The organism is Roseivivax jejudonensis, assembly GCF_900172265.1.
Lineage (GTDB): Bacteria > Pseudomonadota > Alphaproteobacteria > Rhodobacterales > Rhodobacteraceae > Roseivivax > Roseivivax jejudonensis.
Genome location: NZ_FWFK01000003.1, coordinates 411,673 through 434,104, shown reverse-complemented (window position 1 = coordinate 434,104; position 22,432 = coordinate 411,673). Strand labels below are relative to the sequence as shown.

General features: G+C 63.2%; 15 protein-coding genes and 1 tRNA gene. 8 read left to right on the top strand and 8 right to left on the bottom strand.

Going from position 1 to position 22,432, the window contains the following annotated elements:
• The 4 genes from ROJ8625_RS09930 (at window position 1) to ROJ8625_RS09915 (ending at window position 5,009) form a co-directional block, all read left to right on the top strand.
• On the top strand, window positions 1-1,119 hold the full coding sequence (locus ROJ8625_RS09930; protein WP_085791722.1) for an NUDIX domain-containing protein: 1,119 nt from the start codon (window positions 1-3) through the stop codon (window positions 1,117-1,119).
• Window positions 1,120-1,174: 55 nt separating this feature from the next.
• Window positions 1,175-2,203 (top strand): cysteine synthase A, encoded by a 1,029-nt coding sequence (locus ROJ8625_RS09925; RefSeq protein ID WP_085791721.1) that lies wholly within the window; start codon window positions 1,175-1,177, stop codon window positions 2,201-2,203.
• Between the two features lie 10 nt (window positions 2,204-2,213).
• A complete protein-coding gene (locus ROJ8625_RS09920; protein WP_085791720.1) occupies window positions 2,214-4,619 on the top strand; it encodes a mechanosensitive ion channel family protein in 2,406 nt (801 codons plus the stop codon).
• 300 nt (window positions 4,620-4,919) lie between these two features.
• Window positions 4,920-5,009: transfer RNA gene (locus ROJ8625_RS09915), tRNA-Ser, on the top strand.
• 106 nt (window positions 5,010-5,115) lie between these two features.
• Here the strand turns inward: ROJ8625_RS09915 and ROJ8625_RS09910 are convergent.
• The 5 genes from ROJ8625_RS09910 to ROJ8625_RS09890 all read right to left on the bottom strand — a co-directional run bounded on the left by ROJ8625_RS09910 (window position 5,116) and on the right by ROJ8625_RS09890 (window position 9,051).
• The gene (locus ROJ8625_RS09910; RefSeq protein ID WP_085791719.1) at window positions 5,116-6,153 is read right to left on the bottom strand and encodes a tyrosine-type recombinase/integrase; all 1,038 of its coding nucleotides are present in this window, start codon (window positions 6,151-6,153) and stop codon (window positions 5,116-5,118) included.
• Between the two features lie 106 nt (window positions 6,154-6,259).
• Window positions 6,260-6,706: a helix-turn-helix domain-containing protein gene (locus tag ROJ8625_RS09905; protein ID WP_085791718.1), complete on the bottom strand. Its 447-nt coding sequence runs from the start codon at window positions 6,704-6,706 to the stop codon at window positions 6,260-6,262.
• A 7-nt stretch (window positions 6,707-6,713) separates the two neighbouring features.
• A complete protein-coding gene (locus tag ROJ8625_RS09900) occupies window positions 6,714-6,929 on the bottom strand; it encodes a helix-turn-helix domain-containing protein (protein ID WP_085791717.1) in 216 nt (71 codons plus the stop codon).
• Window positions 6,930-7,001: 72 nt separating this feature from the next.
• On the bottom strand, window positions 7,002-7,829 hold the full coding sequence (locus ROJ8625_RS09895; RefSeq protein ID WP_085791716.1) for a hypothetical protein: 828 nt from the start codon (window positions 7,827-7,829) through the stop codon (window positions 7,002-7,004).
• Window position 7,830: 1 nt separating this feature from the next.
• Complete coding sequence (locus ROJ8625_RS09890; protein WP_143535089.1) at window positions 7,831-9,051, bottom strand: hypothetical protein; 1,221 nt, start codon at window positions 9,049-9,051, stop codon at window positions 7,831-7,833.
• Between the two features lie 286 nt (window positions 9,052-9,337).
• Between ROJ8625_RS09890 and ROJ8625_RS09885 the strand changes: the two genes are divergently transcribed.
• Window positions 9,338-14,650 (top strand): DEAD/DEAH box helicase, encoded by a 5,313-nt coding sequence (locus tag ROJ8625_RS09885; protein WP_085791714.1) that lies wholly within the window; start codon window positions 9,338-9,340, stop codon window positions 14,648-14,650.
• Window positions 14,647-15,270, top strand: coding sequence for a hypothetical protein (locus ROJ8625_RS20640; RefSeq protein WP_143535088.1), 624 nt, complete (start codon window positions 14,647-14,649; stop codon window positions 15,268-15,270). The genes ROJ8625_RS09885 and ROJ8625_RS20640 overlap by 4 nt, the downstream gene beginning before the upstream one ends.
• Window positions 15,271-15,337: 67 nt before the next feature.
• Here ROJ8625_RS20640 and ROJ8625_RS09880 read toward each other — a convergent pair whose 3' ends face one another.
• From ROJ8625_RS09880 to ROJ8625_RS09870, 3 genes are all read right to left on the bottom strand, one after another.
• Window positions 15,338-16,534: a tyrosine-type recombinase/integrase gene (locus ROJ8625_RS09880; RefSeq protein WP_085791713.1), complete on the bottom strand. Its 1,197-nt coding sequence runs from the start codon at window positions 16,532-16,534 to the stop codon at window positions 15,338-15,340.
• A gap of 384 nt (window positions 16,535-16,918) precedes the next feature.
• Window positions 16,919-18,193: an L-rhamnose catabolism isomerase gene (gene rhaI / locus ROJ8625_RS09875; RefSeq protein ID WP_085791712.1), complete on the bottom strand. Its 1,275-nt coding sequence runs from the start codon at window positions 18,191-18,193 to the stop codon at window positions 16,919-16,921.
• Between the two features lie 37 nt (window positions 18,194-18,230).
• Window positions 18,231-20,333 carry a bifunctional rhamnulose-1-phosphate aldolase/short-chain dehydrogenase gene (locus ROJ8625_RS09870; protein ID WP_085791711.1) on the bottom strand — a complete coding sequence of 701 codons (2,103 nt, stop codon included), beginning with the start codon at window positions 20,331-20,333 and terminating at the stop codon, window positions 18,231-18,233.
• 192 nt (window positions 20,334-20,525) lie between these two features.
• Between ROJ8625_RS09870 and ROJ8625_RS09865 the strand changes: the two genes are divergently transcribed.
• Window positions 20,526-21,329: a DeoR/GlpR family DNA-binding transcription regulator gene (locus ROJ8625_RS09865; protein WP_085791710.1), complete on the top strand. Its 804-nt coding sequence runs from the start codon at window positions 20,526-20,528 to the stop codon at window positions 21,327-21,329.
• Between the two features lie 43 nt (window positions 21,330-21,372).
• A complete protein-coding gene (gene rhaS, locus ROJ8625_RS09860) occupies window positions 21,373-22,368 on the top strand; it encodes a rhamnose ABC transporter substrate-binding protein (RefSeq protein ID WP_085791709.1) in 996 nt (331 codons plus the stop codon).
• Window positions 22,369-22,432: the final 64 nt, after the last annotated feature.

Here is a 22,432-nt window from a genome sequence, read left to right as displayed (position 1 = left end):
GTGACAGACCTCTTCGTGTTCGGGACGTTGCGGCACATCCCGCTGCTCGCCTGTGTGCTCGGCCGTCCGGCCGGCGCTGTCGCGGCGCGCGCGGCGTCGCTTCCCGGCTTTCGCGCCGCCCGTGTCGCGGGCGAGGATTTCCCGATGCTGGTGACTGATCCCGCGACGGCGGCGGCGGGGCTCCTGGTTCCGGATCTCGACGCGGAGGACCTCGCGCGCCTCAACTACTACGAGGGCGATTTCGGCTACGCGCTGCAGGCGGTCGACGTGGAGACGGCCGATGGACGCGCGACGGCGCGTGCCTATTTTACCGACGCGCCGGACTGGCGGCCCGCGGACACGTGGGATTTCGAGGCCTGGCGCACGCAGTGGGGCGAGATCATGACCGGCGCTGCCGAAGAGGCGATGTCGGCCTACGAGACGGGGCAACCCGGCGGCCCGCGGTTTGCCCGAATGGCCCGCTCCTGGGCGCGCATCCTCGGGCGGCGGGGCGCGCCGCAGGCGCAGCGCTCGGGTCTCACGCGGGTGGACATTCCGCATCTCGCGTGGAAGCCCGGCTTCGACGGGTTCTTCCGCCTGCGCCGTTTCGAACTGCGCCACCGGACGTTCTCGGGCGGCGAGAGCGCGGAGGTGAGCCGCGAAGGGTTCGCCGCGTTCGACGCGGCCCTGGTGCTGCCCTACGACCCGCAGACCGACCGTGTCCTGCTGATCGAGCAGCTGCGCTACGGCCCGATCCTGCGCGATGATCCCACGCCCTGGACGCTGGAGCCCGTCGCCGGGCTGGTGGACCCGGGCGAGGATCCGGCCGACACCGCCCGCCGAGAGGCGGAGGAAGAGGCGCGCCTGACTCTCCGGTCGATGGAGCCGATGGTGTCCGTCTACGCTTCGCCCGGCTATTCCAGCGAATTCTTCCACTGTTTCCTCGGTCTCGCCGATCTGTCGGCGCATGACGGAACGCTCGGCGGTGCGGAGGACGAGAACGAGGACATCCGCAGCCACGTGATCGGCTTCGACCGGGCGATGGCGCTGATCGAGAGCGGCGAGATCAACGCCGGCCCGCTGGTGATGATGCTGCTGTGGTTGGCGGGTCAGCGCGGACGTCTGCGCGGAGCCGCTTGAGGAATCCGAGGCCCGGCCCTACACCCGGACACAGCACAGCTTCCGGAGGCTTCTCATGCGCATTGCGACCGACCTCGCCGACGCCGTCGGCCAGACGCCCCTGATCCGGCTGCGCAAGGCATCGGAACTCACCGGCTGCGAGATTTACGGCAAGGCCGAATTCATGAACCCCGGCCAGTCGGTCAAGGATCGCGCCGCGCTCTTCATCATTCGTGACGCGGTGAAGAAAGGCCTGCTGGAGCCGGGCGGCACGATCGTCGAGGGCACGGCCGGCAATACCGGCATCGGTCTGGCGCTGGTCGGGCGGTCGCTTGGCTTCAATACCGTGATCGTGATCCCGGAGACGCAGAGCCAGGAGAAAAAGGACATGATCCGGCTCGCGGGGGCCGAGCTCGTGCAGGTGCCGGCGGCGCCGTACAAGAACCCCAACAACTACGTCCGCTATTCCGGGCGCCTGGCCGAGGAGATGGCCAAGTCCGAGCCGCACGGCGCGATCTGGGCGAACCAGTTCGACAACGTCGCGAACCGGCAGGCGCACGTGGAGACGACCGGCCCGGAGATCTGGGAGCAGACCGGCGGCAAGGTCGACGGCTTCATCTGCGCGGCCGGCTCGGGCGGCACCGTGGCGGGCGTCGCCGAGGCGTTGCAGCCGAAGGGCGTGAAGGTCGGACTGGCCGATCCGGAAGGCGCCGGCCTCTACAAGATCTACACCGGAGAGGACAACCCCGGCGACTCGATCACCGAAGGGATCGGGCAGGGCCGGATCACAGCAAACCTCGAAGGTTACACGCCTGACTTCATTTGCCGCATCCCCGACGAGGAGGCGTTGCCGATCGTCTACGACCTGCTGCAGGAAGAGGGGCTGGTGATGGGCGGCTCCACCGGGGTCAACGTCGCCGGCGCGATCCGAATGGCGCAGGAGATGGGCCCGGGCCACACGATCGTGACGATCCTGTGTGACTTCGGAAACCGCTACCAGTCGAAGCTCTTCAATCCCGACTTCCTAAAGCAGAAGAACCTGCCGCTGCCGCCCTGGCTCGACCGCGCGCCGGCGTCGATCCCGGGCGTGTTCGAGGACACGTGAGGTAGGTGCCGTGAGGGCGCTGTTTCTCTGTCTCCTTGCGCTCCCGCTGCTGATCGCGGGACGCGTTGCGGCGCAGGACGACAGCTACGACTATCGCCCTTGGGAGGAGACCGCCGAGCGCGCCGAGGAAGCGCTGCTCGAGGAGGATGTCAGCGATGCCACGCTGAACCGCCTGCGTGCGCGGATCGCGGAGTATCGAAGCCAGTTCGGCGCGTTGCGCGATGCCGAGGTCGCCCGCACAGAGACGCTGCGCGCGCAGATCGACGCGCTGGGCGCGCCCCCGGAAGACGGGACGGAACGCTCGGAGATTTCGCAGCGCCGCGAGGAACTGGAGGCGCAACTCGCCGAAGCCCGCGCGCCGGCTGTCGCCGCCGAAGAGGCGTTCACCCGCGCCGACGGGCTGATCGGCGAAATCGACCGAACGATCCGCGAGCGGCAGGCTCAGCGGCTGCTGTCGCGGGGCCCGCCACCGGTGAACCCGGTGAACTGGCCGTCCGCGATCGATGCGCTCCTGACGTCGCTGCAGCTGTCGTTCACGGTGCCGGACGACGGATGGATCTCGCCGTCCGAGCGGGACCAGCTGATCTCGGCATTGCCCGCGATCATCGGGCTCGTGGCGGTGGGGTTGCTTCTGCTCGCGCGCGGCGCGCACTGGGCCGATGTCGGCATCCGATGGCTGCGCAAGCGCACCCGGAAGGGCACGGGCGTCTGGCGGTTCCTGCTCTCGCTCGGCGAGATCTTCCTTCCGCTCACCGGCATCCTGCTGGTCATCACCGCCGTCGAGACATCGGGGCTGGTGACGGAAAGGACGTTGCAGCTTCTCTACGGCGTGCCGGTCTGGCTCGCGATTCTGTTCTACCTCCGCTGGCTCGCCGAGCAGACCTTTTCGCCCGACGACGATGTCGCGACGCTGCCCATCGGGCGCCCCCGGCGGCGCGAGGCGCGATACTATTTCGCCGGTCTTGCCATCGTTCTCGTGCTGCGTCGCCTGATCGTCGCGCTCGCCGAACTCGATGGATACGATCAGGCGGCGCTCGCGGTGCTCGACTTCCCGCTCATCGTGCTGTCGGGCCTCGCTCTGTTCCGGCTTGGGCAGATCTTCCGCCGCGCGGAGGCCATCGACGACAGCGCCGATGGCCCGCAGCCCGACGGAATCCTGTTCCGGATCCGCATCGTGCGGGTGCTTGGGCGGGCAATGCTGCTCATCGGGCTCGCGGCCCCGATCCTGTCGGCCGCGGGTTACGGAAACCTGGCGGAGTATCTCCTCTATCCGGCAGTGCGCACGCTCGTCCTCGGCGGAACGATCCTCGTCGTGCTGCGCTTCACCGGCGATCTCTACGCGCTTCTGACCGGACGTACGGTGCAGGAGTCGAACAGCCTCGTGCCGGTCGCGATGGGCTTTTTCCTGACGCTCGCCGCGCTGCCGATCCTTGCTCTCGTCTGGGGCGCGCGCACGACGGACCTCACCGAGCTATGGGCGGTGTTCACCGCCGGCTTCACGCTCGGCGATACGCGGATTTCGCCCACGAACATGCTGACCTTCGTCATGGTGTTCGTGATCGGCTACGCGCTGACGCGGCTTCTCCAGGGCGGCCTGCGCAGCGCGGTCCTGCCGAAGACGAAGATCGACCTCGGCGGCCGCAACGCCATCGTCTCGGGGCTCGGTTACCTGGGGATCCTGCTCGCGGCGCTGGCAGCCTTCGCCGTGGCGGGCATCAACCTGTCGTCGCTCGCGCTGGTGGCCGGCGCGCTGTCGGTCGGCATCGGCTTCGGCCTTCAGAACATCGTGCAGAACTTCGTCTCGGGCATCATCCTGCTGATCGAACGCCCGATCGGCGAGGGCGATTGGATCGAGGTCAACGGCACCCACGGCTTCGTCAAGGCGATCTCGGTGCGCTCCACGCGGATCGAGACCTTCGACATGTTCGACGTGATCGTTCCGAATGGCGACTTCATCTCCGGGACCGTCACGAACTACACCCGCGGCAAGACGATCGGGCGCCTGATCGTTCCGATCTCGGTGGCCTACGGCACGGACACCCGCAAGGTCGAGCGCATCCTCATGTCGATCGCGCGCCAGCATCCGCTGGTGCTGATGAACCCCGAGCCGTTCATCTACTTCGCCGGCTACGAGAACTCCGCGCTCAACTTCGAGATCCGCGTCTTCCTCGTCGACATCCTCGAGATCCTCGTCGTGAAGACCGAGATGAACCACCAGATCGCCGAGCGCTTCGCGGCCGAGGACATCGAGATCCCGTTCCCGCAGCGCGACGTTTGGTTCCGCAACGCCGAGGTGCTGCGCGGCGAGGAAGACATTGCGCACCGATCCTTCGCCGGGGAGGGACAACGCGTGCGCGACATGCCGCAGGTGGCCCGCAAGCGCGGGCCCGGCGCCGCGGGCGAACCGGACGGGTAGGGCGCCCGTCAAGCGGTTATCGCACCGTTCCGGCGTGCGGTGATCACACGGCGCCGGCGTGCGACAGTCGCACGATGCCGGCGTGCGGTGATCGTACGATGCCGGCGGCGCTGCGTCTGCCGACGCATGATTCCCGATCGGCTCACCGCCGGCACCCAACCCTGCGCGCCGATCGACACTCTACGTGGACATGGCCGAGGGCTACGCGACCCACCGCATCCGCCCGCGCGCGGACTGCGCAAGTCCTCCGCAGGATTTGCCGCTTGCATCCCCCGCCCGCGATCCAGTAGACGCACCGGCGGAGAGGTGGCCGAGTGGTCGAAGGCGCACGCCTGGAAAGTGTGTAGGCGGGAAACCGTCTCGAGGGTTCGAATCCCTTCCTCTCCGCCACACTTATTGCCTAAAGCGTTGTAATATATGGACAGTTCCGAGTGGCGCGCGGGGCATTCCCACACTTGTTCCCACGTTGCACGCCCGTTGCCGTGGGAGGCTTCTCTTATTCAGTGACGTCTTCGTCGGTCAGGCCGGTGATCAGCGTCCTTTGACGGTCGCGGTCAATCTGGCCGTAGCTGCGCAGGGTGGTCAGCACGTCGGTATGGCCCAGGTTCTGTGAAGTGGCGACCAGTTCGGCAACAGACTTGGCGTTCTTGGCGGCGTCGCGAGCGAGCATGTGGCGGAACGCATGGGGACCGTAGTTCGGGATGCCCGCCGCTTCGAAAGCCTCGCGCACGATCTTGCGCACCGATTCGGTGCTGCGCCACGGACGGCGGACGAATCCGCTTGCCCGGAACCCGTCATTGGCGCTTGGGGCAATAGCGGTCGCGGGGAACAGCGGATCGTCGGGACCGTATAGTTCAACCGCGTCGAGATGTGCCAGCCATGCAGCCAGCGTGGCCTCGGCCTCGTCGAATCCCTTGGCAAAGAATGTTTCTATCCGCTTGCCGAACTTGGTCGCGACCTCGCGCGGATTCTGCGTCACTGATTTCTCGGCCAGATCGACATGCTTGATGCGCAGCGACACCAGCGCCGACACCCGGATACCGGTCAGGCACAACAGCGCGACGACGGCCCGGTCGCGCAAGTCGCGCGGGGAAACGGCGGGCATCATCGCCAGCGTGCGCCTGGCCTGCCGCACACTCGGCGCCGGTCGTTCAGGTGCCGCGCGGGCCTCTGCCTCGTCGCGGCGAGACAGTCGGAAGTAATCGGCGTCGCCGGGTTTGATCCGGCTACGATAACCATCCTGCTGCGACAGCCACAGCGTGAACTCCCTCAGCGTTGCGATGATCGCGCGGGTGGTCGATTTGCCAAGCGGCTTGCCGTTCGCGGCCCTCGCCTGCTCCAGGTGGGCGCGAAACCCCATCGCCCACTCGATATGGAACCGCGCGAAATCCTTGCGCCCGTTCCAGACGTCGAAGCGTTCCAGCGCCGCCAGCTCCTTGTCCAAGGACTTCTCGGACAACTGCCGCGCATGTTTGCGGTATTCCATGAACCGGCGCTTGATCCGTTCGTTCTGTTCATTGGGGCGCTTGCGCATCCTGTCCTCCGATAACGCTTGATTTTGGGTGCCCGAAAGCCTGCCGGGCGGTGGTGTCGTGAAGTGGAAGAACACGGGGACGCCTGTCCGCCTCCTTAATGTGCTTTTACGCTTCCTTTCGCGCGGGTGCGTCGGGCAGCGGATGCGGCGTGGTCGTGAGGTCCAGAAGCCGTGCGATTTCGCGGATTCGCCCCACGGACACCGGCTTGTGGACCACGATTTCGCAGACTTCGCACAGGGCGGTCAGCATCGCGCGCCCGTCCTTGATTGTGCAGTCGGCAAAGCCCCCGGCGGGCTTGCGCGCTTTGCGGCAGGCAAGGCAATAGAACTCGCCCAAGGCCACACTGACCTTGCGGCTGGCGCGGGTGCCCTTGATGTAGTCTTGCAGATCGTCGCCGCGGATCAGCATCGGGCGTTCGCCGTCCAAAACCGGCAGCCCGTCCGCTATCCAGTTGCGGATCGTGCGGGGCGAGACGCCGGAAACCTCCGCCGCCTCTTCGACCCGGTAGCAGCGCAGGGCCTTGATCCCTGTCAGGCGTGCGTTCTTGGGCACGGCGCCGTTACTCGCCTGCCGGCGTTTCGTGGCGCTTGAGCCAGTCGCGCAAGGCGTCGATGGTGATCAGGCGGCGGGTGCCGATCTTGACGCTCTTCAACTCGCCCCCGGACAATGCGGCGTAGAGCGTCGTACGACCGATGCTGCACAACCGCGCCGCCTCGTTGGGGGAAACCGCCAGCACCTGCATGGCTTGCGAAATCAGTTCGGGGGTGTCCATCATGGCCCATACTCCTTTGCTTGGGTATGGGCGGACGATGGCGAACTGCGGGTGGTCCAAAACAGCGGCGAGGTTTTAGACCGGTTTTCGACCACCGGGCAACTTGGGCAGATGATACATGATTGCTGAGCGCGATGGCGTCGGGCCACCAGGAAACTGCGCCGCATATTCCGATTGAATCGCACGGATTTCGGCATTTTTTCCGGTTGCGGTGCGCCCGTTTGAGGAGCGCTCCGCGATGATTGCCTTGATGCGGTCGGCATGAGTGGCCGGGCGCCCGCCTTTGAGCGTGACCGGCGCGCCGACAAGCACGGACAGGTCAGCCTCGGCCACCAGCCCGCCATGCGCCGGATCGAACCCCAACACCTGATCGAGCGGTGCGCTGCTTAGTCCTGGCACCGGCAGGGTGCCGCGCGCCGTCAGCACCAGCCCGAACCGCGTGCGCACTTGGTCGCGCAACACGGTTTCCAGCGATTGCAGGTCTTGCGTCGTTTGCAGACGGGCATGGAAAAACACCGCTATGTCGGCTGTGGCAGTCCTGACCGTCCCGATATGCCAGGTCTGGTCGGCCAAGCGGCGCGCCCCGTGCGCCTTGCACCCAAGGGCTGCGGCGATCTGCGTGGCCAGCGCCTCGAAATCCGGCGCGACCGCGATCAACTCAGACCGCTCGACGGGGACAAATCCGATCTCAGGGCAGACGTGGCCATAGCGTCCGTCATCGAACACGATTGCGGCGTCGTGCCCCATGTCGCAGGCATCGCACAGCACGGACTGGACCAGCCCTTGCCGGCGCACTAGGCCGGTGGTCACGAGTTGGCCATAGGCGTCCAGGTCTCGATAGGTCGTTGCCGACACCTTGCCGGACTGAGCGATGATCCCACACAATAGCACGACGGGCGACACGTCAGAAATCCTTGGTCACGTCGACGTCCTCTGGCGGCGGGGCAATCACGCCCCAGCGTTCCAGAAGGTCCAGAGCATAGTGTCGGTCGGCCTCGGTCGTGTTTGGCAAGGTGGTCGTGTTGGGTGCGCGCAGGGTGACGGTTAGCGTCTTGCCGCGCGTTCCATCACGTGCGGCACGCTTGATCCGCAGCGTGGCTGCGTAAATCGTCCAGCCATACGCCTGCAACGGGGAATGCGGCCCAAAGCGTCGCCCAAGAAATTCATAGATGGTCTCATCGTCGCCGCGCCGTTCGAACCGCGCGGTCCCGCCTCCCGTCGAGAAAAACTCTAGCGATGAGACCTCGACACCCTCGATCCCATCGGCGGGGTCGGTCTCGAACCGGGGAAGACCGCGCAGCGTATACAGCAACACCTCGCGGCGCGGCACCTCGACCGGCGGCGGTGCGTGCGGCGCGAAACGCTTGGTGAACGCTTCGGCGTATTGGTCGCCCACACGCTTTCCACCTTTGGCGCAAATCTCGACCATGCGACTCTGCGGATCGCAGGCCAGCCCGACCTCCAGCACCTTTGGCACCACCTGCCGTTCCACTGTGGCGCCCGACACGAAGGCCAGTTCGCTGGCCGCGCGTTCCTCGACATAGATCGTGGCCTGCGTGATCGTGGTTTCTTCGCTGGTGACGGGATGTATGCGGATGGATTGATACCAGTCGGCCTCGCGCTTGCGATGCTCGGGCAGTTTCAGAATTTCTACGGCGTCTTGCAAGAAGGCGTCGCGTGCCGCTTCGTCATCGAGCGCCCATGACCGACCATCGTCCTTGAACTGGAATCCCGCCCAGTTCCTGCCGCCAGTGTGCCGGATCAGCGAGGTCTGCGCGGACACCCGGTCGATGACCTGAGGGTAATCAACCGCCAGCATCAGCAACACGTCCTCGTTGCCCTGCAATCCGTCCAGGTCGATGCCCTGACCGGCGCAGACTTCCTCGGCGCCTTTCATCCCGTCGCTATCGGCGAGGGTCCTCAGGTGATCGAGTTCGGCGCGCAGTCTGTCCTGCAAGCGGTCTGGTAAATCGGACACCAGGCTTTCGATGGATTGAACGAATTTCTTGCCGCGCCCGTTGCTGCTCCAGTCGAAATCATCAGGTGCCGTGACGCCCCTCGCTTGAAAGAAAGCCTGCAAACGGTCGGGCGGTGCCTTGCGTAAAAATCCACTGAGCGATGCCATATGTTGTGCCTTTTGCCCCTAAATGCGGCAAGTCTAGGTCCGCGCCGTTGTTCGCGTCAAGTTGCCCGCGTTCAAAGGGCCGTTTCTGACGTGCGCATCATCCGGACGGTTTCACACAAGAATTCAGGTCGCGCTAACCAGTAAGCAAGCCGTCGAGGAACAGCATTCCGTCAATGCAACCGCGGAAAACGCTATGGAAACGACAGACATTGGCAGCTAGACGCGTAAGGTACGGATGCGGTCTTTAGGTCGATAATTCGATCCGTCACTGGGGGGATGCTACAGAATGCAGCTTGTTTCGTTGTTGGAGCGGTATAGGGCCGCCGCAACCAATGAACGCGAGAAGGGCGACTACTTCGAGCGACTGGTCCGCGTCTTCCTAGAGTACGACGACACCCAGAAACAGTACTATTCTGCCGTCGTGCCTTTCGCGGAATGGGCCAAGGAACAGGGATGGAGCAGCGCTGACACAGGGATCGACCTCGTGGCAACCCTTGCGGATGGGTCTGGCTATGCTGCGATACAGTGCAAGTTCTACGCGCCGGCTCATGTGATCCAGAAGCCGGATATCGACAGTTTCATCTCCGCCGCCTCTAGCGACATGTTCACGCGCCTAATCATAGCTGACACGACCCAGCGTGATTTTGGTCGCAACACAAAAGAGACCTTGAACAACCTGTCCAAGGACTGGAACCGGATCGGGATCAATGAACTAGCCGCGAGCCGGATCGACTGGTCGCGATTTCTTCGCACCGGGACCATCAGCCTCGCCCCAAAGAAAGATCTGAAGGATCACCAGCGCGAAGCCCTCAAGGCAGTGACCGAAGGGCTTGAGGAGGCGGATCGCGGCAAGCTGATTATGGCGTGCGGCACCGGTAAGACCTTCACCGGCCTACGCATCGCTGAGAACATCGGCGGCGCTGGCAAGCTTGTCCTCTTTATGGTCCCATCGCTTGCCCTCATGTCCCAGACCGTTCGCGAATGGAAGAACGACGCGCAAGAGGACTTCAACGCGTTTTCCGCCTGTTCCGATGTCCGAGTAGGCCGACGTGCTGACGCCGACAGTCTGGACCTCAATGTCCACGACCTCGCATTTCCCGCAACAACCGACCCCGCGAAATTGGCCCAGCAGGTGGGTGAGGCCGACCCAGAACAGATGACCGTCGTCTTTTCAACCTATCACTCCATAGACGTTCTAACGAAGGCACAACGGAACCACGACCTCCCCGAGTTTGACCTTGTGATATGCGACGAGGCGCATCGCACCACTGGTGTCACTCTCAAGGACGAGGACGACAGCAACTTCGTACGCATCCACAGCAACGATTACGTGGCCGCTCGCAAGCGGCTCTACATGACGGCAACACCGCGCATTTTCGGAGATGAGGCACGTCGCAAGGCTGATGACCACGATGCGGAGCTAGCCTCGATGGATGACGAGGCAAAGTTCGGCACGGACCTCTTCCACCGGGGTTTCGGCTGGGCCGTCGAGAATGACCAACTCACAGACTACAAGGTTGTCGTGCTGGCCGTAGACGAAGGGCTGATTTCTAAGACGATCCAGAGCCGCCTCAGGGAAGGAGCCGAGCTGACCCTTGATGATGCGACCAAGATCATCGGCTGCTACAAGGCCCTCACGAAGAGCGATATCCGCGCCGACCTGGATTTCGACCCGAAGCCGATGAAGCGCGCGCTAGCCTTCTGTCAGAGCATCGCGAAATCTCGCATCATCGAGGACGAATTCGCGAAGGTGGTAGATGAATACACCGGAAGCGAACTGATCGACGACGCGCGCCACCTAAGTCCCGAGGTCCGGCACGTTGACGGCAGCTACAACGCCAGCGCCCGCGAGGAAATACTTAGCTGGCTCAAGGCGGACGCGGGGGACGGCACCTGCCGCATTCTCACCAATGCCAAGGTCCTGTCCGAAGGCGTGGACGTACCCGCTCTCGACGCGATCATGTTCATGCACCCGCGCAAAAGCCAGATCGACGTGGTGCAATCTGTCGGGCGCGTCATGCGCAAGGACCCTGCTGGCGAAAAGAAGCTGGGCTATGTCATTCTTCCCGTCGCCATCCCGCCAGACACCAAACCCGAGGACGCGCTTAACGATAACGAACGCTACAAGGTTGTCTGGCAAATCCTCAACGCTTTGCGCGCACATGACGAACGCCTAGACGCGAGAATCAATCAGGCAGATCTGGGCGAGGATATCAGCGACAAAGTGGCATTCGTCCGCATCTCGTCCGAGTCCGAATTGAAAGACCTGACTGCTGTAGTGGACGACATCGCCACGACCAAGACTAAGCCCGAGAAAAAGGGCGCCGGTATCGGTCAGGAAGGTCCCGAAGGCCGCGACCTCGCCAATCCGGAATCTCAGTCCGAAATGGTGTTTGATGAGTTCACTCGCGCCATAATGGCCAAGATAGTCCAGAAATGCGGCACGCGTGAATACTGGGATGCTTGGGCCAAGGATATAGCCAAGATCGCCCAGACCCATATCACCAGGATCACCACGATCGTGGGTCAGGAGGGGCCGGAACGCACCGCCTTCCTTGCGTTTCTCGACGAACTGCAGGACGACCTCAACCCCGAAATCACCGAGGCCGAGGCGATCGAGATGCTGGCCCAGCACCTCATCACGCGCCCCGTCTTCGACGCGCTGTTCAAGGGCAGCCAGTTCACCAATGCCAACCCCGTCTCCCGCGCGATGGAGACGGTGCTCGGGCAACTCCACGAGCACAACCTCGCCAAGGAGTCCGAGAGTCTGTCAAAGTTCTACGCCAGCGTTGAGCGGCGCGCGGCCGACGTGGTCACCGCCAACGGACGGCAGGAACTGATCTACAAGCTCTACGACAGCTTCTTCAAAGGGGCCTTCCCCGTCCTGACCCAACGCCTCGGCATCGTCTACACGCCGGTCGAGGTGGTGGATTTCATCATCCACTCGGTCAATGACGTACTCAAGGCGCAGTTCGGCCAGACCCTCGGGTCCGAGGGCGTTCACATCCTCGACCCCTTCACCGGCACCGGCACCTTCATCACGCGCCTACTGCAATCCGGCCTGATCGCCGCCGACGAGTTGGCGCGAAAATACCGAGAGGAGATCCACGCCAACGAGATCGTCCTGCTGGCCTACTACATCGCCGCCATCAATATCGAGACGGTGTATCACGAGCTGATGCAGGGCGAATTGAGTGAAGACGCGTCCTATGAGCCGTTTGGCGGCATCCTGCTGACCGACACGTTCCAGATGTACGAGCAGGAGCGCGACATGGTCGCGAACCTTCTGCCCGACAACTCCGAGCGCCGGACCCGGCAGAAGGCGTTGGATATCCGCGTGATCATCGGGAATCCGCCCTATTCGGCGGGGCAAGGCAGCGCCAACGACAACGCGGCGAACATCGCCTACCCGACGCTCGACGCCGCGATCCGCGACAGCTACGCCGCTCATTCCTCGGCGACGCTCAAGAACGCGCTCTATGACAGCTACATCCGTGCGATCCGCTGGGCCTCGGACAGGATCGGGGACGCAGGCGTCATGGCCTATGTCACAAACGCGGGTTGGGTGGACGGCAACGCCACCGATGGTCTGCGCGAATGCCTCGCGGAGGAGTTCAGCGACCTTTACGTTTTCCATCTTCGCGGCAATCAGCGAACATCTGGCGAGCTGTCCCGCAAGGAAGGCGGGAAAATATTCGGATCAGGCAGCCGCGCACCCATTGCAATCTCGGTTTTCGTCAAGAATCCTGACGCTACTGAACGTGGCCGCATCCACTTTCATGACATCGGCGATTATTTAAGCCAGAAGGAAAAGCTGGATATCGTCCGGCATTTCGGCTCGATTGGCGGCATAACTGCCAAACAGGGTTGGACGCGGATTGTGCCGGATGCACAAAATGACTGGCTTGACCAAGCCGACCCGGGCTTTGACAAGTTTCCGATACTTGGAGCGAAGCGTGGCGAAGATGTAGGGCTGTTCGAGAATTATTCTGTTGGCGTCATGACCGGCCGCGATGCTTGGGCTTTTAATACATCGCTCGAAAAGCTCGAAAATAATGTTCAGCGCTCAATTCGCTTCTTCAATGATGAGGTGGAGCGCCTAAGGCATTTTGAAAAAGAAGAAATCGACAAGTACATCAGTTACGATGACAAAAGGATCAGTTGGAGCCGAGAGTTCAAAAAACACGTTGCGCGCGGAAAGCAGATTTCCAGTAAAAGTGGTCGCAATGTGAAGGCCAGTTACCGACCATTTACGCCTAGCTGGCTTCACTTTTCTCGTGACTTCAACGAGATCGTGGGCCAATTCGACAAAATCCTCCCGACGAACGAAACGTTGAATCGCTTTTTCATGGTTTCCGGTGTGGGAAGTCGCGCCGGATCACTTCCTCTAATGCTTGAGACATTTCCGAGCAGAGATACTATTGAAAAAGGCCAATGCTTTCCCCTCTACCTCTACGAAGAAACCAAGCACGAAGGGGGCCTCTTCGCCACACCGGAAGGTGAAACCGCACTCACGCGCCGCGAGGCCATCACCGACGCTGGGCTTGCCCACTTCCAAGCCGCCTATCCGGGCGAGACGATCACCAAGGAAGACCTGTTCTACTACATCTACGGCCTACTGCACGCGCCCGACTACCGCGAGCGGTTCAAGAACAACCTTGCCAAGGCGCTGCCCCGCATCCCGGCGGTCCGCACCTTCGCCGATTTCGCCGCCTTCCGCGACGCGGGCCGGCGCCTGGGCGACCTGCATGTGAACTTCGAAAGCGTGGAGCCCTATCTTGTCACCTTCAAGGAGGGCGACCACGCCCTGATCAACGAGGCGCAGGACGACCCGGTGAAGTTCTACCGCGTCAAGAAGATGAAGTTCGGCGGCAAGGGCAAGGAAAAGGACAAGACCACCGTCATCTACAACGACAACATTACAATGCAGAACATTCCCATCGAGGCCTACGACTACGTCGTAAACGGCAAGCCGGCCCTCGAATGGGTGATGGAGCGGCAGGTGGTGAAACAGGACAAGGCGAGCGGCATCGTCAACGACGCCAACGACTACGCCAACGAAACCATCGGCGACCCGCGCTATCCCCTCGACCTCTTCCGTCGCGTGATCACCGTGAGCCTGGAGACGATGAAAATCGTAGGGGGGCTTCCCCCTCTAGATATTGACGCTGATCACTCGCCAAAAGTCCTATCCGTTGAAGACTTGAAACGTGCCATCACTGCGCATTGGAAGGACCGGCCTGCTGCTACGACGGCTTTGAAGATTGTCGAAGCACTGAGGGCCAACGATGCGAGGGCATCAAAGAGCTGGCGCGTGAGCGACATACTGGAAATGCTAGGTAAGACTGAATTAACTCCGGATGTTGTTGCTGCACTTTCGATTCTGGTTCAATCGGAATATGCGATCTTTCGGGCTACTGCTGAGTTCATCGATAACACTGCAAAAAGGCACCCGTTGTCTCCCGAGGATTTCCAGAGGGTATTGGAAATCGATACTGTTCTGCATCCAGTCACACGCAAAGAGATTGTCCGAGCATCGGAGCGCGTCATTCCTTACTTCCATCTTAACACGGAGCATTTTGGAGGGGGCGTGCAATGACCCCGTCCACCGACTCCCTTGCCTACCTGCGCCTTCATGCCGCTGGGACGCACATGGAAACTGGAATAGATTTCTTATTCGCTCAAGATCATGGTGCTAGGGTCAACGCGGTTCAACGCTCAGTAGATTTCGCCTGCAATAGGCTAATCAGGCACCGGGATTTGAAGCAAGCCGATAGCGAAAATTCGCTATCTGTTCAAGTTTGCGATATGCTCACGAGTTCCGGCATAAAAGCCACTCACGATGCGGCGGTAGGCGGGCACTGTGATATTCTGGTTGAAGGGAAAGACGATTTCCTATGGCTCGCAGAGGCCAAAAAACACAATGACTATTCGTGGCTCGACAAGGGCTTCCAGCAGCTTTCTACGCGTTACTCAACAGGCGTTCCCGGCCAAGACCACGGGGAAGTATTAATCTATTGCAAAGTGAAAGACGCCAAAGCGATGCTGAACAAGTGGCGCGAAGAGTTGGTCGTCCGAAACCCTGAGGTCAATACAAGCGACGGCCCTTGCACGGACCTCCTCTTTTTCCTTTCGAACCACAAACACGAATCTTCTGGTTTGGATTTCAAGGTTCGGCACAAGGTAGTGTCGCTTCACTGGGAGCCAAAAGACAATTAGGAGTGGCGGGGGACTCCATGATAGTCAAAGGCGGTCGCCGAGTCTTACCGCGGACAACCGCACTCCTTTAACGTCTAAGCATTGGTCCGCCAGCTAACGTCACAATGTTTGCGCCTTGGCCTGATCGCATTGCAGCCTCAGCACACACGCCCATCAGCTTGCGTCGTTTTTTGAAAAGGTCGGATCGGGCATAGGCCGCTTCGGCCTTGTCCTTGATGCCATGTGCTAGCGCGGCTTCAATCACCTCGCGCGGGAAGCCTGTTGTTTCACCTGCCCAGTCGCGGAAAGTCGAGCGGAACCCGTGCACGGTAATCGCGTCGCGGCCCATACGCCGTAGAACGGCGGTCATGCTCATGTCGGAAATCTGTTTGCCCGGTTTGCTTTCGCTTTCGAATACCAGCGCCGCGTGATCGCGGCGGGGGCCAAGCTGGGCGATGGCCGCGTCACTGAGCGGCACGCGATGTTCCTTTCCCGCCTTCATTCGTTCGGCTGGGATCGTCCAGATGCGCGCGTCTAGATCAACCTCGGACCATGTCATGCCGCGCGTTTCGCCCGACCGGGCCGCGGTCAGGATCGTGAAACCAAGCGCGCGTGCGGCCACGCCATTGCGGGCCGCCAAATCGGCCATGAAATCGGCAATCTGTACGTGCGGCAGGGCAGGGTGGTGTTTTACCGCGCGTAACTTGGATGGCTTCGGCAAAAGGTGATCCAGGTGCCCGCGCCAGCGTGCTGGATTCTCGCCCGCACGGATGCCGAGCGCGGTCGCGTAATCCAGCGCCGCCTCAATCCTCTGCCGCACACGGCTGGCGGTTTCGGGTTTCGTAGTCCAGATCGGGGTGAGCGCGGCGATCACGTCTGCTGTTTCGACCCGCGCCACCTGCATCTGGCCGATCTTGGGGAAAACGTAGGCGTCTAGCGTCGCCGTCCATTGGGCTGCGTGCTTGGCGTTCTTCCAGCCGGGGCGCTTGCTTTCGATCAGTTCCAGCGCCGTCTCTTTGAAAGTTTTGGGTTGGGCCTGTTGCTTCTTGGCGATTGGGTCTTGCCCCTCTGCGATCAGGCGCCGCGCCTCTGCGGCGCGGTTGCGCGCCATAGCCAGCGTAATGTCAGGATAGGCTCCAAGCCCAAGATCGCGACGCCGCCCCTGCACCTGATAGCGCAGCACCCAAGACCGCGCGCCTGTTGCTTTGACATAGAGAAAAAGACCGCGCCCGTCGCCGTGCCGACCCGGACCTGCGGATTTCAATTTTTGCACGCTGAGGGCCATCTCGTTCCCACATCTGTTCCCACACCATTGTCTGGTTTAGCGCGGATGCGTGCGAACTGCAATGATGCGCTGGGAACTTAAGTATCTGAAATAGAACCGGAAATTTGAACGCTTGCGGTCTACACCGGATAGCGAGGAACGGTAGTTCTACGGACTTCCTCTCCGCCACTTCTCAAGCTTTCGCCTCAGGACGATTGGGCGTCGGGTTTCGCCGTCCACCAATGGGCTCGAGCGCTTGGGCGTAGGGGCTCCGCGCCACGTGCGTGACGGTCCCGGAGCATCCCCGCGGCGCGGTGCAGTGCAGCCCTGTGAACGATCCGGATATGTTCGAGCCGACGCGCTTCGCCGACCGGAACGCCCCGAACACGCTGGTTTTCCTCCCGTTCAGACGATCCCGCCGCCTATGCCATCCGAGGATGGACGCGTCTCGGCGACCCTGGCGCGATAGCCGGAGCGCCGGTAGGTCGCGACAGGGTCGATGGCGGCGTCTCGGTCGCGGCGCGCCATTTTCAGGATTGGCGTCACGTCGGTCCTGAACGCTGTCTTCAATGTCTCGGACGCCATGAGCGCGTCGTTGGTGTCCTGGTAGCCTGCCAAGGCGGTTCGATCGACGAGCAGTGCCTGAGCATAGGCGCGCTGCACTTCCATCGCGGAGTTCATCAGGCTTTCGATCGGGTCGGTGACATTGTGACTCTGGTCGAGCATGTGCGCGGGATCGAAGCCGGGGGTGCCGGCCGCGTCCACCAGTTCGTTGAACACGAGAAACAGCCGGTAGGGATCGATCGCCGCGGTATCGAGGTCGTCGTCGCCGTACTTGCTGTCGTTGAAATGGAAGCCGCCGAGCTTGCCGAACTGGATGAGCCGCGCGACGATCATCTCGATGTTCACGTTGGGCGCGTGATGGCCGAGGTCGACGAGGCAGTGGGCCTGCTCTCCGAGTTCCCTGGCAATCAGGTAGTTGGTGCCCCAGTCCTGCACGACGGTCGAGTAGAAGGCCGGCTCGAACATCTTGTGCTCGGTGAACAGGCGCCAGTCCGCGGGCAGGGCGGCGTAGACCTGTTTCGCACTCTCGAGATACCGCTCGAACTGCTTGGTGAAGTTGCTCTGGCCGGGGAAGTTGGAGCCGTCGCCGACCCACACCGTAAGTGCCTTGGATCCGATCCTCTGCCCCATCTCGATGCAGTAGAGGTTGTGTTCGACCGCCTGCGCGCGGGTTGCCGCGTCGGTGTGGGACAGCGAGCCGTACTTGTAGCTCTGCGCCTGTCCGGGCTGGTCCTGGAACGTGTTGGAGTTCATCGCGTCGAACGACAGGCCGGTCTCCTCGGCCTTGGCGAGAAGGTCGGCCGGGTCGGCATCGTCCCACGGGATGTGCAGCGACACCCGCGGCGTCGCGCCCGTCAGTTGATGGATCACGCCGCAATCGTCGAGCTTGTCGAACACGCCCGCGGGCTCGCCCGCGCCGGGGAAGCGGGCGAACCGCGTGCCGCCCGTGCCCACGCCCCAGGACGGGATCGCGACGCCGTAGGCCGCGACCTTGTCCTTGATCGCGGCGATGTCGATGCCGCGCCGCGACAGGTGGTCTCCCAGCGCGTCGTAGTCGGCGCGCAGGTCGGCGTCCGCCGCCTCGTTGGCGGCGGCGATAGTGCTCTGGTCGATCATGTGTCCTCCCTTGCGGGGCGTGTCGCCCGCGGTCTTGTCAGCGCGTGAAGGCCTGCACGTTGCCGGCATCGACATTGAGGATGTTGCCCGTCGACTTCGCGCTCGTGTCCGCGGCGAAGAAGTAGCAGGCCTCGGCGATGTCCTCGGGCAGCACGGAGCGCTTCAGGAGCGAGCGCTCGCGGTACATCTCTTCGAGGCCTTCCTTGTCGGTGCCGTAGGTCGCGGCGCGCTGGTCGAGCCATTCGCCGGTCCAGATCTTGGAGCCGCGCAGCACCGCGTCCGGATTGACCACGTTGACCCGGATGCCCTCGGGCGCGCCCTCGAGCGCGAGGCAGCGGGCGAGGTGGATCTCGGAGGCCTTGGCGGTGCAATAGGCCGACGCGCCGGGCGAGGCGGCGAGGCCGTTCTTGGAAGCGACGAAGATCATCGACCCGCCGATCCCCTGCGCCTTGAGCATGCGGAACGCCTCGCGCGCGACGAGGAAATATCCGGTCGACAGGATCGACATGTTCTTGTTCCACAAGTCGAGCGAGGTGTCCTCGACCGTCGCCGACGACGCGATTCCCGCGTTCGACACGACGATGTCCACGCCACCGAACTCCACGCCCATATCCGCGTAGGCGGCGGCAACCGCGTCCTCGGAGGTCACGTTCATCTCGACCGACCGGACCACGTCGCGGCCGTAGCGCTGGACGAGCGCTTCTTTCGCCTTGCCGAGTGCGTCTGCGTCGATATCCGCCAGCACCGCGCAGGCGCCCTCGGACAGATAGCGCTCGGCCGTAGCCATGCCGATGCCGCCCGCGCCGCCGGTGACGATGGCGATGCGGCCGGCGAGGCTCTTGGGCTTGGGCATCCGCTGAAGCTTGGCCTCTTCGAGCAGCCAGTACTCGATGTCGAACGCCTCCTGCTCGGGCAGGCCCCGGTATTCGCTGACGGCATCCGAGCCGCGCATCACGTTGATCGCGTTGACGTAGAACTCACCCGAGATCCGCGCGGTTGCCTTGTCCTTGGCAAAGGTGATCATGCCGACACCGGGGACGAGGTAGACCACCGCGTTCGGGTCGCGCATCGCGGGGCTGTCCGGGTGTTTGCAGCGTTCGTAATACGCGGCGTACTCGGCGCGGTACGCCTCGATCATGCCACGCAGGCGGTCGAGCGTCCCTTCGGTGTCCGGAGCCGCCGGGTCGAAGTCGACAACGAGCGGCCGGATCTTGGTGCGCAGGAAGTGGTCCGGGCACGACGTGCCGAGCGCGGCGAGGCGCGGCATGTCCTTTGCCCCGACAAACGCGAGTACTGCGTCCGAGTCGTCGAAATGGCCGACCTTGTGGGATCCCTCGGATATCATGCCGCGGATCGCCGGCATCAGCGCCGCCGCCACCCGGCGGCGCTCGGCGTCGGGCAGGGTAGGGTGTGCCTGTCCGCCGAAGGGCGCCACGCCCTCGGTTTCCTGCTCGAACCACGCGATGGCGCGGTTGATCGTCTCGAGCGTGAGCTCGTAGCATTCCTTCGCGTCGTCGGCCCAGGTGAAGAGGCCGTGGCTCTCCAATACGACACCCTTGGCCTCGGGGTTCTTGCGGCAGAAATCCTCGAGCCAGAGGCCGAGCTCGTAGCCCGGGCGCTTCCAGGGGAGCCAGCCGATCTCGTCGCCGAAGATCCGCTGAGTCAGTTCCTCGGAGTTCTTCGACGCGGCGATCGCGATGATCGCGTCGGGGTGGACATGGTCGACATGCGTCTTTGGCACGTAGGCGTGCAGCGGCGTGTCGATCGAGGCGGCGCGCGGGTTCAGGTTGAAGGTGCAGTGGGGCAGGTAGCCCACCATCTCGTCCTCGTGCTCGGGCCCGCGGTAGAGGCCTTTGAGCGCTTCCAGCTTGTCCATGTAGAGCGTCGCGAAACCGGACATGTCGATGGTGCCGATGTCGCCGCCCGATCCCTTGACCCAGAGCACCGTCACGTCCTCGCCGGTCAGCGGATCGGTCTCGGTGAATTTGGCCGACGTGTTACCGCCGCCGTAATTGGTGACGCGCTTGTCCGACCCGAGGAGGTTCGAGCGGTAGAGTAGCTTTTCCGACTCGCTCATCTCGGACGCCTTGGCGTCGTCCCACAGGGTGTCGAGCCCGGTTGCGGACACATGTTTGAGCATGGCGTTTCCTCCCCATCGGGCCCGCGTCGGCCCATCGCGATGTTGTGCGCAGCATCGACATGCGCTCCACCAGTGTCAATCACAAACAATCATAAGCGATCATTTCGCGCCTGCAGAAAGCGCATAACCGATCATTTGTGATTGACAATGATTGAAACGCTGCGCCATGCTGCCACTCCAAGGGAGGCATTCATGCACGAGAACGAGCGCCATCGCGTCATCCTGTCGGCCGTCGGGGCCAAGCCCTTCGTGTCGGTGGCCGAGATGGTCGAGATGACCGAAAGCTCGGAGGCGACGATCCGACGCGATATCGCCACGCTGCACAGGCAGAAGAAGCTGCGCCGCGTGCGGGGCGGGGCGGAGTCGGTCGCGCCGCCGGCCGTCACGGGGCTGCTCGGCCGCCCGTTCTCGGTGAACCAGTCCAAGAACGCGGCGCAAAAGCGCGCCATTGGGCGCGCCGCGGTGGACCTGCTCGAGGACGGAGAGGCGCTCATCATCAACGGCGGCACGACGACGTTCCAGATGGTGCATCCGCTCGCGACGCGCCGTTGCCAGGTCTTCACCAACTCGTTCCCGATCGCCGAGCACCTGCTCAAGCAGACCAAGAACAGCGTCGTGCTGCCGGGCGGGACGATCTACCGCGAGCAGAACATCATCCTGTCGCCCTTCGACAACGACGTGACCCGCAACTTCTATGCGCGGCGCATGTTCATGGGCTGCCAGGGCGTGGCGCCGATCGGAATCATGGAACCGGATCCGCTGGTGATCCAGTCCGAGCAAAAGCTGATCGGGCAGGCCGACGAGGTCATCATCCTCGCGGATAGCTCGAAATTCGAGAAGCGGTCGAGCCTGATCCTGTGTCCGCTCGAGCGGGTGCACACAGTGATCACCGACGATCGCGTGAGCGATGCTCACGCCGTGATGCTGGAGAGCGCCGGCGTGTCGCTGATCGTGGCGCCCGTCGGCGCCGCGGAGGAGGAGGCCGAGGCGGGCTGACCGTCCGGCGATTTTCCACGGTCATTTCAAGGGAGGAACGCAAATGACACTGACCAGACGTCTTGCCATCGGGCTCGGCCTTGCCGCGTCGCTGATGGGCACCACCGCGGTGGCGCAGGACAAAATGCGCATCGCGCTCGTCGCGAAGTCGCTCGGCAACGGCTTCTTCGAGGCCGCCGCCCGCGGCGCCGAGGAGGCGGCCGAAGAGCTCGGCGGCACCGAGATCATCTATACCGGTCCGACCTCGACCACCGCCGAAGGCCAGATCGAGGTGATCAATTCGCTCATCGCGCAGCGCGTTGATGCGATCGCGGTCTCGGCCAACGATCCCGACGCGCTGGTGCCGGCCCTGCAGAAGGCGATGCAGCGCGGGATCACGGTCATCTCGTGGGATTCCGGTGTCGCGCCGGAGGGCCGCGAGATGCACCTCGCCCCGTCCTCGGACGCGCTGATCGGCCAGACGATCATCAAGCTCGCCGCCGATCACCTGCCAGACGGCGGCAAGGTGGCCGTGCTGTCCGCGACCTCGACCTCCACGAACCAGAATACCTGGATCGCGGAGATGGAAAAGGTGATGGGCGAGTATCCGGACATCGAGGTCGTGGCGACGGTCTACGGCGACGACCTCGCCGACAAGTCGTACCGCGAGGCGCAGGGCCTGATGCAATCCTACCCCGATCTCGACGCGATCATCGCACCGACATCCGTCGGCATCGTCGCCGCCGCGCAGGCGGTGCAGGACGAGGGCAAGGTCGGCGAGGTGAACGTGACCGGCCTCGGCCTGCCGTCCGAGATGGCCGGCGCGATCGAAAGCGGGGCGTCGAAGTCCTTCGCCATCTGGAACCCGGTCGACCTCGGCTACACCACGGCAATGATCGCCCACGCGCTCGCCACGGACGAAGCGGCGGCAGAGCCCGGCGCCGAGATCGACACCGGCCGCATGGGTTCGGTGACGCTGGACGAGACCAACAGCGCGGCGATGTCCGAGCCGTTCACCTACGACGAGAGCAACATCGACGAGTTCAAGAGCATCTTCTGATCTCGTCCGCGCGGGGCCTCGCGGTCCCGCGCGATCGGCTCCTTTCACCGCAGACCCCCGGGGG